Raw genomic sequence first — 15,375 nt, 5'->3', positions numbered from 1 at the left:
TAAGATTTTTTGAAGAGGAGGTTTTCTATGTTTAGACTAGTTGATTCAACAGATATAAATTCATGGTCTAATCGGAGAGATGCACAAGAGAGACTACCTCAACTTTTACGTAGACTTATACATGCTACAGTAAACTCTCCAAAACGTATATCTTTTCCTGCAGGTGAAAGTGTTCAAATAGGCGGATGGGATGGAATCTTAGAGGTCAGTGAAGGAAATGCCTTCGTTCCAACTGGCATTTCCGTCTGGGAATTAGGAACAAATAGGGACGTTAAAGCAAAAGCCAATTCTGACTATGAAAAACGAACAAATGACTCTCTTGGTATAGATAAAAAAGTAGCAACTTTTGTTTTTGTTACATCAAGAAGATGGTCAGGTAAAGATGAGTGGATGAGAGAAAAGCAAGAGGAAAAAATTTGGGCTGATGTGCGTGCTTATGATGCAGATGACATTGAACAATGGCTTGAAATAGCTCCGGCGGTAAATGTTTGGTTAGGCCATCTGATAGGAAAAAGACCTGAATATTCCCAGGATTTAGAGAGTTTTTGGGATGAGTGGAAAAATGCAACGAATCCACCATTTGCATCTGAATTTCTCCTAATAGGCCGAACTTCTGCCATTGAAAAATTGAAAGAATGGATTGTTAATCCTCCTACTGGGTTAGCTGTAAAAGCAGATTCTAGTGAGGAAGCACTTGCTTTTTTTGCATCTTATTTGTATACATTACCGGAGGAGAAACGAACGGAAATCTTCTCGAAATGTGTTGTTGCCTATGATTTAAATGTTTTTCGAACACTTGTTGCAAATAATGATCAGCTTATCTTGATCCCAATGTTTTCTGATGCTCCATCCGTTGGTATAGCTATTCAGAAAGGTCACCATGTTTATGTACCTTTAGGTCGGGACACCAGTACAACTTCTACTTCATTAATTTTGCCTCCCTTTAATAGAAAGACTTTAGAACAAGCGTTAGTTCAAACGGGCTTTTCAGAAGCTGAATCTAGAGTTCTTGCTATGAAATCTAAAGGCTCAATATCGGTATTACGTAGGTTACTATCAGTTGTTCCAGAATTAAATACACCGTTGTGGGCTAGACCAGGAGAAGCCAGGGCGTTGATTCCTTTTCTACTTGGAGGGGCATGGAATAATAGTAACATGGAGGATCGAAAAATAATTGCCCATCTGGCTCGAAGGCCATATGACGAAGTAATGGAATCCTTCATACGTTGGGCTAATGAACCTGATGCACCTGTAAAGAAAATCGGTGAAATATGTCAACTAACGTCTAGAGAAGACTCATGGAAGCTCCTTTCGAAATATATAGAATCGGATGATATCATTCGCCTGAGGGAAGTTGTACTTGAGGTATTAGGCGAGGTTGATCCAAGTTATGATCTTGAAAAAGAAGAAAGGTTCATGGCTTCTATATATAATAAAGTCCTACCTCATTCAAGTTATCTCCGAAAGGGTTTGAGTGAAACTTTAGCTCTCTTAGCGTCTTCAGGAATAGAGGCTTCTTTTGGGGAAAGGGTTAGAGGAATAGCTTGGGAGCTTTTTAGAAAAGCAAATGACTGGAAGTTTTGGGCTTCTGTTTCTGATGTGTTACCAATTCTTGCGGAAGCTGACCCAGAAGCCTTCTTACATTGTTTAGAAGAATCTATTAATAGTGATACCTTTAATATGCACGAAATCTTTAGACAAGAAACAACTTGGGGTGGATGTACGCAGAGTGGGCTGCTTTGGGCTCTAGAAACATGTGCCTGGAATCCTGTTTACCTGGGGAAGGTTTCACTATTATTAGCGAAATTAGATACTATAGATCCCGGTGGTACTTATTCTAATCGACCTTTTCGCAGCTTAAAGGAAATATTCTTGTGTTGGCATCCCTCGACAACCGCATCTCTATCGAAGCGTTTTGAAGTGATAGACGCACTTCTTCGGTACGAGCCAGATACAGCGTGGAAACTTCTTTGCAACTTACTCCCCTCCATCCACGAAATTGCTTGGGGTACACGAAGACCAGAGTGGAAAGAATGGGCGAATGGTTTTGAATATAAAGTCACAAAAGGGGAATGTCAGGAGTGCACATATAAGATATGTGAAAAGTTAATCACCCATGTTGACTATAGAACATCGAGATGGGTTGATATTATTGAGAATATTGATTCTCTTCCAGAGGAGTTTTGTAACCAAGTAATCGTCAAGTTATCACAGCTAGATCCAACCGAATTGGACAGCAATTTACAAAAACAGATTTGGGATGCTATTAGAGAAAAAGTAGCACGTCATAGGGAATTTTCTGATGCTAAATGGGCATTAGCACCTGAGATTACTAATAAACTATATAATCTATATTTAAAATTTGAACCTGCTGACGATGTTTCAAAATACGGTTGGCTTTTTTCTTGGCATCCTAATCATCCTGATTGCGTAAATAAAGATTGGGAAATGGAACAGGAAGCCATTAAAGAGATTCAGTTAAAAGCGATTCATGACATCTTGGAACGGAATGATGTTTATTTCATTATTAAACTATCTGAATATGTGGAACGTCCTTCACTTCTTGGATTCATAGCCGGGAAAAATGTAATTGTTCAAACAGAAGTACTTAGTCTGTTAAACAGCTTACTTGGTTCAGAGCAGAAACATAAATCAGAATTAGCATCTGGTTTAGTTTGGGCACTTTTTCAAGAGCAAGGGTGGACATGGGTTGAGAATGTATTAATAAATACGGCAGATGTGTGGAACGATCTTCAAAAGGCAGAGTTTTTACGTTATTTGCCTTTTACAAAACGGACTTGGGATTTGGTAGAAAACAGCGGGTTATCAATAAAAGGGGAGTATTGGCTCAAGCTACCGACAACAATGAGGGCAAACGAATCTGAGTTTGAGATTGCTGTAAATCAATTTCTTCAGTATGGACGTCCATGTGCAGCATTTTTCGTTATTTCTATGCTTGATCTGAAAGACCCCAGTGTAAATTTATCTGCAGACATAATTAATAAAATTCTTGAGGAGATTCTTACCCAAGAGCCGAATTCCCAAGACTGGTTGATGATAAAAAACAGTTTTGATTACCATCTAGCAGAGTTGTTAAATTATTTGACTGCTCTCCATACTGATGAAGATATTATTTCTAAGTTCGAGTGGTTGTATTTGCCCTTCCTTACTCACAGCAATAGGCAACCACGTAGTTTGCATAAAAAACTTTCGAAAGATCCAGCATTTTTCGCTGAAGTTATTGAAGCTATTTATAAACCAGAAGGAGACACCACACAAGAAGAGGAATTACCACCGGATGAATTTATTACAATACGAGCAAAGCTTGCTTATGATTTAATTAAATCTTGGAAGCAAGTTCCGGGTTTAGGAGATGACAATTCAATAGATTACGACTTCTTATGTCAATGGGTCAAAGAAGCAAGGGAAAGATGTACTCAGTTAGGTCGTAGGAAGTATGCAGATTCGGCAATTGGAAGAATTTTAGCTTATGCTCCTATAGATAAAGATGGGATTTGGCCTCACCAAGCGGTTAGAGAACTAATTGAACAGATGCAAAACTCGGATATTGAAAGAAGCATTGAAATAGGAATATACAACAAAAGGGGGGTATTTACGAAATCAATTGGAGAAGGGGGGCTGCAAGAAAGAGAATTAGCGAGCAAGTATTACGATTACGCCCATACACTTGAGAGCAAATGGATCAGAACAGCTTCAATTTTGAGAAGAGTAGCAGAAAAATATGAAGCAGAAGCTAGAAGTGAAGATATCAGGGCTGAGCTAGAATATGAGTAAACTGGTCAATAATTTGGTCAAGAACCCAAAATAATTACCGGAAATTACGGTTCAAAATGTAAAGTGAAAATAGCCGAGAACCCTTGATACGAGTGGGTTTTCGGCTATTTTAGGAAATTGTGGGAAATTGGCCATTTGATCTTGACAGGGTGGGGGTCGCTGGTTCGAACCCAGTCCGGATCACCATACATAAGAAGCTGAAACCCTTGAGAAATCAAGGGTTTTTTGATTGTATAGCAAAAACCCGTCACCGCAGGATGACAGGTCGCCGAAGTTGGAATAAGTGCATACTGCGAAACGAGGTATATGTCGTTCTTGTGGACGACGCTCTTACACCCCCACATTTTTAAGGATAAACATCCAGGGGCTGTGCACAAATTGTATCACAATACCTGTGAGATTCGTACTGACGGCAACGAGAGTAACACTGTTCATCAACTATATATTCTGGTCTCCGATAAGGCATACATATCGTTTCACACATGGTGCCATTTTCTTGAGGCGGACTTACACGCATACATTCAGTCATACAATCTTGGAAGCTAGGATAACGAAATTCAACCAATCGACCATTTACTTTCTTGAATCGCTTTGACTTGGATTTTTTCTTTTTCAAGTGAGATCAGCTCCTTATGATGATCTAAGGTAGGGTATTCACGGAATTTCCCTTTGACTGGACGATTGTTCTCATGTACGGAACACAGACGTAAAAAACAACGTTAGGAATGTCGCCGCAGTGGGATAGGTCGTTCTTAACAAAACACACGATATGATAAATAAGGAGTGAAATCATGAAAAAGTCGGGTTTTACAAAAATGAAGCCAAGAATGTAAGGCTGGATGAAGTGCTTGACCAGATAAAAGCGGACGATTAAAGCGAGCATCGATGTGACAAAGATATTTTCAAAGACAGGTAACTCAAGGTCGACATCAAGATCGCAGCACATGGCGGGGAGGGTATTTGGGAGGCTGCGGCAGAACGGGGAGACGACGAAGGCCTCATGGAAATCCTCGCGCAGTGGATTGCGGAGGTAAGGGATCGGACGTCATATAATCCACGAAACTTCTTTGTCGCGCTACGGTTGTACGAGAGAAAACTCAATGAGATTCAGGGCAAGTATAACCAGCTTCATCCCCAAATGAGTAAACTTCCGAAACAGTACGGTCAATGGTCTGGCTGCGAGTGTGGAGAGCCTTATGCACCAACTTTGGCGGCAGGCAACGGCGAAAGGGAGAGTGCGTAAACATGACTCAACAGGAGGTTATCGCCAAAATAACTCCGGCAGCTGTTGCAGACATACGCACAACGCGCGTCCCTGCCTCGTTGACTATCGCCCAGGCATTCTGGAGAGGGCTAAAGCGGGTTGACTGTCAAGGCTAATAACCTTTTTGGGATAAAAGGCACAGGGCCAGCCAGCAGCGTATCCATGCCGACGACGGAGTACGTGAGCAGCAAACCTGTAAAAGTAAACGCCAACATACCTCAAGATCGGCACACCTTGGCTACCAGTCCGCGCAGTTGCAGAGACAGTTTCCGCCAAAGTCGAGCGGTGCGTTGCCACAAAGCAGGTCAAGGTTAACAGCCACGACGTGAAAGAAGGGGATTTTTGGCGTTCAGCGCTACCGAGACAATCGAGGACGTCCATTACGATGCGAGAGGGCGCCAGATATTCCACTTGGGTGGTTCGTTCTGGCGCCCTTTTATTTTCAAACGCAAAGGAGGCAAGTCATGGAGAAGAAATACTAGATTTATGGTCAGGAAAAATGAAAGAGGTTGTTCTTATCTCAACACTCAACGTCAGTCATTTCACTAAGAGAGCGGATTATCCCTATCCAGCGCCACTACCCAAGGAAAGTGATTTGGATGAGGGTATTAAAGCGATCGGTAACAACCCATCCAGCCGGAATAACTTGATTATACCTGATCCAAAGTTTCGCACCTTTTTTCGCACCCATAATACTGGTGATTTCAAATCTATCAGCCGAACTGTCTGTAATGACCCATCCTTGCGGTACGATTTGATTGTTCCTAATCCACATTTTTGATCCGTAGCTGGAACTAGTGGCCTGGGCTTGATTGAGGGATGCGTGGGAGGAGATGCTTTGATCGGACACTTTTGAAAGCGTTTGATTAACTTCTGCAGCTTGAGTTGGATGTGTGAGAGACACCGTAATTAAGAAAACACCCAAACTCGATACTATACTTTTTTTTAGCATAAAAAACTCGACCTCCTTTGAATTTATACTAACAACTGTAATTTATACCTAAAATTGGTAGTTGTAAAGGAGGTGTGTGTTTGTTTTTGCTATTTTCAATATTATGTCACATCTGGCCAAAGCTAAACCTGCGCAGTTAGACGCGCCAACCCTTCATTTCCTCCCTCTCTTCTTCCGAATATACCATCTACGTTTATGAAAAGAGATAGACCTGTATCTCTGAGCCAGTCTAATCATCCGCCTACGTGTAAGTGAAGCCGGTCTTGAACAAAGACTTTTGTTAAGCGCACTTTTCACCACCAGTTGACCAGGATAGTGCGCTTTCACAAAGTTCCCGTAAGTTTCGAACTCGGAGAAGCCGGCATAACTCTGTTTGTTGGTCTTTTTGATAATGGCCCAGTACCACCTGGTCTTATGCATGGCTTCGATTTTACGCTTCAGTCGGGAGAGCTTGGATTTGTCGAACAGCATATAGTGGGCAACGAAAGAGCGCGAGGCGGTTGGCCTGGTCCCCAGTAATTTCCTGTAGGTGCGAAAATACTCGGGACGACTCCAGTTCCGGCAGTAAAAAACGGTTTTCCCGTTGAAAAGAAAGACGTGAGGGCGAATGAGAATGGTATCGGCGTCAATCACAAGATAATATCGTTGCTTGGTCAAGCTTCCTCCTGCCAGCTTCAACAATTGTTGGAGCAGCCAGCCTGAGCGATTGGTGCGCTTGGTTTGATAGTGAATGTCTTTTTTGCTAATCGGCAGGACGCGTCTTTCGTTGATGAAAGTGCAGTTTTTCCGTCGGCAAAGAGCCTGGATTCGTTTGCTTGGTGGCGATACAACCATGATCTTGCCGATGGGATGCTTCACTTGCTTACGGATACTGTCAATGACATAAGGAAGAGTGCCAAGGTCTTTCTCAATAGCTGGAATCAGGACGTCGATTTTAACAGAGCTGTGGAAGATGCTTTTCGCTGAACGTGCCAACTTCTCAACTCCTATTCGCCAAGCAGTTTCAAGCATAGGTGTCTGAACAGGTTAGCCAGAGTGTCCGACTTTCCAGATTCCAGATAGGATATGATTTGCGTTCTTGGGGTGAATAGGACAGATATGGAATTACTGCAAAATGTGTGTTTGCTCACTTTCTTGCGTCATTGAAAGCCATTCGGAAAACGGAATCCGAGGAACTAGACCGAAATGTTTTTGTGGCACTACGTTGTCGCTGGCATGGTCACATGGTCAGGATGCAGACTTCCAGAGAACAAAATGCTCAATATGGAAAAAGAAAAAAGGCCACCCGAAGCTTAGGGTAGCCGTCTTGAACATCTTTATACATGGGCAAGTTCGGGTGTTTGCAGATGAAGGGGTGGAGGGACCAGCCATGCCTTTTCTTTGTTCATACGTAACAGTCTCGCTCTGTACGTTGCTTTCACCTTATGGAATTGCTCAAACATCGTCCCAATATCCTCACGAATGGACTGTCCGATAATCTGGCTGCACGATACTAACCCGGCAGCAATATCCAAGGATACACTGGCTGCAATTTCCGGATCATTAAACCTTGCACCGACAGGGATGCTTTCCAAATTCGCTGTCGGACGTTCTGGTGGAGAAGGAGGCAAAGCAACTCCATTCACTTTCAGCAGGTTTTCAATTTGCTCGATTTCCTGCTTCATATTTTGCGTCAGCTCTTGCAGAAACGTTTTCAAGTCCTTGTCGCCAGTGTGGTTAATGAGTGTTTGATAGCCTACCAACAATCCTTTGGTTACGGTAAGGTAACTCCAAACACCAAAGACTTCACCGTAATGCATTGGCTCGTCTTGTGGATTTCCGCTTAAAATTCCCATGTCTGTCCTCCCGGCATTGATTAGAGTTGATTGTAAGGTCCAGAGGGGTTCCCCTTACTCTAAATATCGAACCCACATGTATCTTTTACAGGCAGTTCGGGATTTATTATGGAAATTTTTTCTGGAACAAATGTAGGATGGAGAAAAAGCGCTTGCTTCAAGGGGCCGCCAGAGAGTGGCGGGTCTTTCATTCGGTGAAAAGTAGGTGAAAAGGAATAGATGGACGAATTTTCGTATTCGTTCACGATAGCTTCACCGGAATTTGGCGTATTTGCTGGCATGGTATTAAAAGCGGCCGTTTTGGGAGGAATGTACATGAACAAAAAGCGGATCGGTTTCTCGGCGCTTGTACTTGCTGTTCTTGCAGGCGGATGGACTTTCTCCGGCATCTCCAGCGCTGAGGAAGAGCCTCAAAAAGAAGCGGAGGCAGTCGTTCAAAGCTTCGCTGATCTTTTGGCAAACCAGAAATACGAAGAGGCTGCGGCTCTGGTAGACGATCCTAGATTTGCAACAGAAGAGGAACAAATTCAGGCGTACAAGGAAAATGAGAACTCGGACGAAAAAATAGAGAATTTCCGCATTGTTTCCGTTGATGTAAAGGATGATAAAAGTGCAGAGGTAGAAGTTGAATTTACCACCAAAGCAGTAGGTACTCAGCACGTTACATTGCCCATCGGAAAAAAGGGGAAGCAATGGAAAATTGTCTTCAGGAAAGTGAAGGAATTCCCATACGCCAAAAGCCAAAAAAGCGACTTTATCGATGGGCAAGTGGAAGGGAAATAACCATAGACACAGTTAGGGGAAGACGCTCTCAGGGGGCGTCTTTTTGTTTGCGTCACAGTTCATATTGAGTTCACGATTCTATAGTAGATTGGGAAAAAAATCAGCATTTTGATGAAAGGCAGTGGATGAAAGCGGTATCAATCTGTAGAGTTCTGAGTCCGGCCATTCCATGAAATCGCACAGTTTAAAGGAGCGCGAACTGCAAATCTTGAAATGCCTGACACAAGGGTTGCGCTATAAGGAGATATCGCAAAAATTAAGCCTGTCTGAAGGAACCGTCCGAAACTACATTTCCAGCATTTATGCAAAATTGGGTGTACAAAGCAGGGACGAAGCAACTGCATTTGCAAAAGAACATGGCATCGTCTAAACCGATGAAATCACTAGGCTCCCTAGTGATTTTTTGTCATATGACACAAATATCACTTTCCGTCATGACATGCAGTCAGTAAATTGAATGGCGTGAATCATAACCAATCAAGAGGAGGCACGGAAATTGCTTAACGATCGAATTCATGGCATTGTGACTGGAGGAGCTTTCCCATGTTAGTTTGGTTGGCGAATACGTTCCTCAATGATCTTGAAAGGGACAGGCAGAAAAATAACCTTGTATTATTGGTCATCTTTGTAGTGATGACCTTTGCAGAGGCAAATGTCTTGACTAACTTCCCATTCCTTAGTCAAACGAATCTCATCTTTTTTGGCTCCATGCTGCTCATTATGATTACAGGAATCAGCTTATCGCTGGTGAAAGCATTGGAAAAATCGTTCAAGTACATTCTCTCCGTACTCATCATTCTGTTCGGAGTATTGAACCTGCTTTTGTTCAATGCTGCTCCGAATGTGTTTGAGACGATCTACTTTACATTGGCAATCCCTCTTATTTATCTAAACGGTAGATTGATTTTGTTTACGGGAGCTTCATTAGTCGTACTCGTATATGTCGGATATGCGGTGTGGCATGAAACGTTTTTCCCGAATAGACCTGTCGAACTGATGAATATTTCCATGGGGATCTTGATCGAAACCGTCATCATTCTTTGGGGAGTAACGAGAATGGGGCAATATCTTATCCATTCGGTGGAAAAGGAGAAGAATGAAGTAAAGAAGAGGCAACATGAATTGGAGCGTACTCAACAAATGTTGAACATGACTATTGGCCAACTCCAGAAGCATTTCAAAACGCTCCAGGACAATTTCGTCATGTCCTTGAACACTTCTGATGAGGTGCGTTTGTCTTTTAAAGAAATCGCTGCCGGAGCGCAGAGCCAGGCAGAAAATGTAGTCGATTCAGCAGATAAGCTGAATCAGATGGAACAAATAACAGGAAGTATACTGGAAAATGTTACAAAAGTTGCGACGAGTATTACCGATAGCCATGAATTGGCAGTGGACAGCAAAAATTTGCTGGAAACGTTTGAAATGACGATGAACCAATTAAATACGGTGGTTTTTGAGACAGGACAGGTCGTGAAAGGATTGACTGATCGAACGAATCAGATCCATGAGATCGTAAACCTCATCACAGGAATTGCTTCCCAAACAAATTTACTGGCTCTAAACGCAGCGATTGAAGCAGCGCGTGCAGGCGAACACGGCAGAGGCTTCGCGGTAGTAGCGGATGAGGTGAGGCAATTGGCGGAGCAATCCCACAAATCCGCTGAAAACATCCAGGTCATTATTAAACAGTTCAAGGAACAGGCGGATGCAATCGAAGAGAAGGTGGCAAGAAGTGAGACAGCGCAAAAAGAAAGCAACGCCTTGCTGCAGCAAGTCATCACAAATGTAGATCAGTTGTCTGCTTTTATCAAAGCAGTTAATGAAATTATGGGAATGATCGTTGAACATCAACAAAATTTCCAAACCAAAACAACAGATATTGCGCACGAAATGAATATCGTCTCCAGTGTGACAGAAGAGACCTCTGCAGCTGCTCAACAAGTCTTGGCCATTGTAGAAGTGGAATCCGAGCGGAATAAAAAATCGGTCGAGGCACTTGAAACCGTTAAGGCAACCATTGCCAATTTGGGAATGTTGATTTCCAGATAAGCAATGGTGAGTAGCAAGTGGATGATACGAACTTCCTGTTAAGCAAACGAAAAGAGGCTACTTTCTATCATGAAGTAGCTTTTTTTTTCAATCGGAAATGGGGGAGGTTTAACGGATGCTACATTGGATGAAGAAAGCCGCGCAAATGTTTGCTCCAGACGATAACCCTATACTGAGCAAGCAGCTGGAGCTATTCCTGGAGCAAATTTCAGAGGCTGTAGATGTCGTGGACAGCGACGGGCGAATAATCTGGGTAAATGCAGCATTTGAAGCGCTGTATGGCTGGAAAAAGGAAAATCTTTTGGGCAGCGAGCTTCCCATCATCCCTTCAAATTGCCGGAAAGAATTGGATTCCCTGCACAAGCTTGTTCAGGAAGGCCAGCGAATAATTGGATACCAAACATCACGGGAACATTTGGATGGCACGCTCATTCCCATTGAGCTTACGGTGTTTCCGCTGATTGATCGTGCGGGCACCATTTGTGGCCGGGTGGCCATATCAAAAAAAGTGACGGAACAAAAAAGAAGTTACCATGAGGTATCTCCATTGGATCCCCTCACCCAACTCCTGAATCGAATGGAATTTATGAAAGTGGCTCAAAAGGTTTTGGACAATGGCAAAGGCATAAAGCAGAAATTGGGAGTTGCCATTCTAAACCTGGATAGATTTACGCTAATCAATCACACTTTTGGTCAAGCTGTTGGAGATCAGTTATTAAAAGAAGTAGGCGGCCGATTAAAGAAAATGAGTGGAGCGGAAATGGTACTGGCAAGGGCTGGGGGCGACGAATTTATTCTCCTTTTCAAAAACATCACAACCCACGACAATCTGGTGAAAAGCATACAAAACATACACGCTGGATTGCAAAAGCCGTTTGGGAATTTCCAGAACGGTACTATCGCGATCACGGCGAGTATGGGTGTCAGTGTATATCCAAGAGACGGGCGCAATCTCGACCTGTTGATACAAAAAGCGTATATCGCCTTGCATGCATCCAAAAAAGCAGGAAAAAACACGTTTCATTTTTACACGCGGAAACTGGGAAATGTATTTTGCGAACATTTTTTGTTGGGACAGGATTTGAGAATAGGGTTTGAAAGCAATGAATTGGAGGTTCATTATCAGCCTATGGCTGAAATGGCCACAGGCGCAGTATGTGGACTGGAGGCTTTAGTGAGGTGGAGGCATCCACAAAAAGGCTTAATCCCTCCTTCCAAATTTATTCCCATTGCAGAAGAGATCGGGATCATTGACAGCATAGGTTTGTGGATTTTACGAAGAGCATGCCTCGACATCAAGCAAATACAAATGCGAAGCAAAAAAGGTCTGAAGGTGGCTGTCAATTTATCTGCGATTCAGTTTCAGAATAAAAATTTCCCTCGACAGGTTCAAAAAATATTGCGAGATACAAACGTCGACGGGAGATTTTTGGAATTGGAAATAACAGAAAGCGCTGTTATCAAAGACGCGGAGCATACCATTCAAATCCTGAAAGAGCTCAAAGCAATGGGGATTCAAATTTCAATAGATGATTTTGGCACAGGATACTCATCGCTTGATTATCTCAAGCGGTTTCCTTTGAACAATGTAAAAATAGACAAATCGTTCATTCAAAGGATGGATGCTGAGGATGTCATCATTGTTACCGGGATCATAAAAATAGCGCAGCATCTGCAGTTGCGTGTAATTGGTGAAGGCGTGGAATCATTGGAGCATCTGGAGTTTTTGCGAGAACACAATTGCGATCTCTACCAGGGTTATTTACTCTCAAAACCATTGCCGTTTGAAAACATATGTAAGCTGCTGGAAGAACGGAGCAGTCTGGAGCATGAGATTAATCTGGAGGAATGGAGGAGCGCGGAGTAATGGACAAGCGTAAACTTTTGGCCCACATTACAGCGTTACAAAAACAGTTAATCAGGTTGTCTTCACGTAAAGGCTCTCTTACAGACAGTGAGGTGGTATCAAAGAGTGAAGAACTGGACAAGTTCATCATAAAATATATGATGCTTACAACGGAAAGATCAAAATGAAAGCGTTTCCAGATAAAGTTTTTTGGATGCCCGGCATGTTGGGACATTTCGCCCTGTTATCCATGTGACATGAAGCGCAGAGCTTATTAAAAGACAGCGACCTCGTGACAACCAAGAGGTCGCTGTCTTTTGCCTCCTTACAATCGAACCTCGACGCCTTTTTGCTCCAACTGTTTGCGAATGCTCATGGCTGCTGCATCCTTGTTCCAGTCAATCGGGATTTGAAACAGGCCAACTTCTTTCAGAGAAGGCAGGGTAGCCAGTGCGCTGATGGCAGAAACCTTCGTATTCTGGATGTACAGTTTCTCCAATGCGGGATGGCCAGCCAGCGGAGAAATATCCTGGATCGGGTTTTCATCCAGGAAGAGCGTGTGGAGCTGCTTCAGTTTGGAGAAAGAGGGTATGGACTGAATCTGGTTTCCGGCCATCTGCAGGATTTGCAGCTGGGTCAGATTCGTTACAAACTCGATGCTCGTAAGTTTTGAATAAGGAATTCCCAGTTCCTGCAAATTTGTCAACCCGGCAAGCGGGGTACCTTCGGCAATGGCAGTCTCTGCGAGGTGCAGATTCGTCAGCGACGTCAAATTTTGCAGGGGGGCAGCATCTTTTACAGGATTTTGATAAATCGTCAGACGCTTTAGTTGCGTCAACGACTTCAATGGCGAAAGATCGGTGATCTGATTTTGTTCGAGATCAAGCGTCTCCAGCTGGTTCAAGGCGGAAAGCGCACGAATATCCTGAACAGGTGCCTGCATAATCGTCAAGCTTTTCAATGCGGGAAGGGTCCCTAACGGAGTGATGTCCGAAACGGGCACACTGGAAATTCGCAGCGTCTGTAAATGACGCAGGCCGGCGAGGAAACCGATGTCTTTTGTCTGTACATTGTCCAGGGAGAGCTCCTCCAGGGCAGCTAGCGAATGGATGGTATCCAGGTGCGCCACTTGATTCGCGTTAAGGAACAGCTGCTTCAGGTTCGTTGCAAATTCCAATCCTTTTAAATCGACGGAATCGTCCATGATGTTCAAGTATTTCAGATTGGCCATGTCTTCCTTGGTCAGTGGACCGTTCGGTTTATTCAGCACGCTGCGGATCGCTTGCTCCAGGCCTTTGTCTGTCAGGAACGTTGCTGGTTCCGCCGTGGAAATGGACACCGTTCTATCCCTTGCTGCCCATTCGACTTGCGCATCGAAGCTTTCCGATACAAAGCGCAGCGGGACAAGAGTTCTGCCATTGCTGATTTCGGCGGGCACGTCGAGCTTGACGGGCGTTTCCAGGTTTTTGCCGGTCGTCGAATGAATAATGTAGGCTGTGGGGTCACCAATGCGCAGCACAACCTGTGTGCCGTATTTATTGGCGGTCACCATGCGATCTTTCGGGTCCCAGTTTACCTGTGCGCCCATCGCTTCAAAAATTTTGCGGAATGGAACGAGGACTCTGCCGTTTTTGATGATGGGTGCTACATCAAACGATTGAACGGCACCGTTGATCTTGACAACGACATCCGGCTCCTTTGCCAAAGTGACAGGCGGGTTCCCGGAAAACAAGATGACTCCCGCGAACGCTGCGCTAAAAAAACGTTTCCACATCTTCTACTTCGTCTCCCTTTCTGTTGCCATGTGCGTCACTAATAAGACTTACCTGATCGTGAAAAAGTTACAAGGAATTTCAGGGAGAGCAGGAAGTCTTCCGGATCGGCAAGCAGTTGTCTCGTTCATATTGAGTTCACAAAACTGTTTTACAGTGTAGGACAGAAGGAAGTAAACCATGATGGGAATAAAGGAGTAGATCAGGTTGAACAAGGCAGTTTTGGCAGCGATACTTTATGTCGGCATCGTGATCGGCGGGTATACTCTCTACGATGAATACTTCGGAACACCGCTCGCGGCGGCGGATGAGGTCGCCCATGGCAATGACGGACACGATGCCACCGCAAAGGCAGACGGACACGAGGACGGCAGCGAAGAGCACGGTCAAGGCGGGCATGATGAACACGGCGCGGGCGCAGAGGGAAGCCATCAAGTGAGCGCGTATATCCGCGCCACTCAGAATGGGATTGACATTTTCCTGAAAGACAGCCATGGACGTGCCGTGGATGATCTCGTTGTCAGTCATGAGAAGCTGCTCCATTTGATCGTCGTTGATGAGCATTTGCAAAAATATTATCACTTGCATCCGGAGCAGGTCGAAGCAGGAAAATTTCACATCGACTATCCTTTGCCGGCAGGGTTTTACCGGGCTTTTATTGACATCAAGTCGGAGAAGCTGACTTATCATGTCAAGGCAATGCCGCTCGTGGTCGGCCAGCCCGACGTTTCTGTGCCAGGGCCAGAGCTGCAGCCGGATTCCGTCCTGGAGAAAACGGTCGATGGGGAAACGGTCCAATTGAGCATGAGCGCGACCAAGACCAATGTGCCGGTTACGCTGTCGTTTGAGCTGGATCAGTCCGCTTTGACGCCGTATCTGGGAGCGATGGGCCACGTCGTCATCCTGGATGAAGAAGCCAATGAGTATTTGCACGTCCATCCGACCAATCACGAAGAGCCTGTGTTTCAAACGGAGTTCAAGAAGCCCGGCGTGTACAAAATCTGGGCGGAGTTTCAACAAAACGGCAAGGTGCGGGCGTTTCCTTTTGTCGTTCAGATTCACGGTGAATAGGGCGAAAT

General features: G+C 44.2%; 11 protein-coding genes. 7 read left to right on the top strand and 4 right to left on the bottom strand.

The features are described from left to right. Positions 1-27 precede the first annotated feature (27 nt). A complete protein-coding gene (locus EDM57_RS19625) occupies positions 28-3,795 on the top strand; it encodes a hypothetical protein (protein WP_122906388.1) in 3,768 nt (1,255 codons plus the stop codon). 1,841 nt (positions 3,796-5,636) lie between these two features. On the opposite strand, the gene EDM57_RS19610 is transcribed toward EDM57_RS19625, so the two are convergent. The 3 genes from EDM57_RS19610 to EDM57_RS19600 form a co-directional block, all read right to left on the bottom strand. After that, on the bottom strand, positions 5,637-6,011 hold the full coding sequence (locus EDM57_RS19610; RefSeq protein ID WP_122906386.1) for a hypothetical protein: 375 nt from the start codon (positions 6,009-6,011) through the stop codon (positions 5,637-5,639). Positions 6,012-6,164: 153 nt separating this feature from the next. Next, a complete protein-coding gene (locus EDM57_RS19605) occupies positions 6,165-6,986 on the bottom strand; it encodes a DUF6492 family protein (protein WP_122906385.1) in 822 nt (273 codons plus the stop codon). Between the two features lie 341 nt (positions 6,987-7,327). Continuing rightward, positions 7,328-7,846 carry a DUF3231 family protein gene (locus tag EDM57_RS19600; protein WP_122906384.1) on the bottom strand — a complete coding sequence of 173 codons (519 nt, stop codon included), beginning with the start codon at positions 7,844-7,846 and terminating at the stop codon, positions 7,328-7,330. A 219-nt stretch (positions 7,847-8,065) separates the two neighbouring features. On the opposite strand from EDM57_RS19600, the gene EDM57_RS19595 reads away from it, so the two are divergent. The 5 genes from EDM57_RS19595 to EDM57_RS19575 all read left to right on the top strand — a co-directional run bounded on the left by EDM57_RS19595 (position 8,066) and on the right by EDM57_RS19575 (position 12,712). Continuing rightward, complete coding sequence (locus EDM57_RS19595; RefSeq protein WP_122906383.1) at positions 8,066-8,629, top strand: hypothetical protein; 564 nt, start codon at positions 8,066-8,068, stop codon at positions 8,627-8,629. A 169-nt stretch (positions 8,630-8,798) separates the two neighbouring features. Beyond that, the gene (locus tag EDM57_RS19590) at positions 8,799-8,999 is read left to right on the top strand and encodes a response regulator transcription factor (RefSeq protein ID WP_122906382.1); all 201 of its coding nucleotides are present in this window, start codon (positions 8,799-8,801) and stop codon (positions 8,997-8,999) included. A 173-nt stretch (positions 9,000-9,172) separates the two neighbouring features. Continuing rightward, the gene (locus EDM57_RS19585; RefSeq protein WP_122906381.1) at positions 9,173-10,678 is read left to right on the top strand and encodes a DUF4077 domain-containing protein; all 1,506 of its coding nucleotides are present in this window, start codon (positions 9,173-9,175) and stop codon (positions 10,676-10,678) included. A 115-nt stretch (positions 10,679-10,793) separates the two neighbouring features. Further along, positions 10,794-12,545 (top strand): putative bifunctional diguanylate cyclase/phosphodiesterase, encoded by a 1,752-nt coding sequence (locus tag EDM57_RS19580; RefSeq protein ID WP_122906380.1) that lies wholly within the window; start codon positions 10,794-10,796, stop codon positions 12,543-12,545. Further along, positions 12,545-12,712, top strand: coding sequence for an aspartyl-phosphate phosphatase Spo0E family protein (locus EDM57_RS19575; protein ID WP_170163479.1), 168 nt, complete (start codon positions 12,545-12,547; stop codon positions 12,710-12,712). Before EDM57_RS19580 ends, EDM57_RS19575 begins: the two co-directional genes overlap by 1 nt. 137 nt (positions 12,713-12,849) lie before the next feature. Here the strand turns inward: EDM57_RS19575 and EDM57_RS19570 are convergent, their stop codons facing one another. After that, on the bottom strand, positions 12,850-14,298 hold the full coding sequence (locus tag EDM57_RS19570; protein WP_122906378.1) for a leucine-rich repeat domain-containing protein: 1,449 nt from the start codon (positions 14,296-14,298) through the stop codon (positions 12,850-12,852). Positions 14,299-14,503: 205 nt separating this feature from the next. Here EDM57_RS19570 and EDM57_RS19565 point away from each other — a divergent pair, with 205 nt between their 5' ends. Continuing rightward, positions 14,504-15,367, top strand: coding sequence for a hypothetical protein (locus EDM57_RS19565; RefSeq protein ID WP_122906377.1), 864 nt, complete (start codon positions 14,504-14,506; stop codon positions 15,365-15,367). The last annotated feature ends 8 nt before the right edge of the window (positions 15,368-15,375 follow it).

Origin of the sequence: Brevibacillus gelatini (assembly GCF_003710935.1) — a bacterium.
Taxonomy (GTDB): domain Bacteria; phylum Bacillota; class Bacilli; order Brevibacillales; family Brevibacillaceae; genus Brevibacillus; species Brevibacillus gelatini.
Note: the sequence above shows the minus strand (reverse complement) of the source record. Positions and strands in the feature narration are given on the sequence as shown.

Bases quoted from the DNA above. Each gene is read 5' to 3' on its own strand.
- EDM57_RS19570 (WP_122906378.1), bottom strand. From the start codon at position 14,298: ATGTGGAAACGTTTTTTTAGCGCAGCGTTCGCGGGAGTCATCTTGTTT.
- EDM57_RS19590 (WP_122906382.1), top strand. From the start codon at position 8,799: ATGAAATCGCACAGTTTAAAGGAGCGCGAACTGCAAATCTTGAAATGC.
- EDM57_RS19600 (WP_122906384.1), bottom strand. From the start codon at position 7,846: ATGGGAATTTTAAGCGGAAATCCACAAGACGAGCCAATGCATTACGGT.
- EDM57_RS19595 (WP_122906383.1), top strand. From the start codon at position 8,066: ATGGACGAATTTTCGTATTCGTTCACGATAGCTTCACCGGAATTTGGC.
- EDM57_RS19625 (WP_122906388.1), top strand. From the start codon at position 28: ATGTTTAGACTAGTTGATTCAACAGATATAAATTCATGGTCTAATCGG.
- EDM57_RS19610 (WP_122906386.1), bottom strand. From the start codon at position 6,011: ATGCTAAAAAAAAGTATAGTATCGAGTTTGGGTGTTTTCTTAATTACG.
- EDM57_RS19575 (WP_170163479.1), top strand. From the start codon at position 12,545: ATGGACAAGCGTAAACTTTTGGCCCACATTACAGCGTTACAAAAACAG.
- EDM57_RS19580 (WP_122906380.1), top strand. From the start codon at position 10,794: ATGCTACATTGGATGAAGAAAGCCGCGCAAATGTTTGCTCCAGACGAT.
- EDM57_RS19585 (WP_122906381.1), top strand. From the start codon at position 9,173: ATGTTAGTTTGGTTGGCGAATACGTTCCTCAATGATCTTGAAAGGGAC.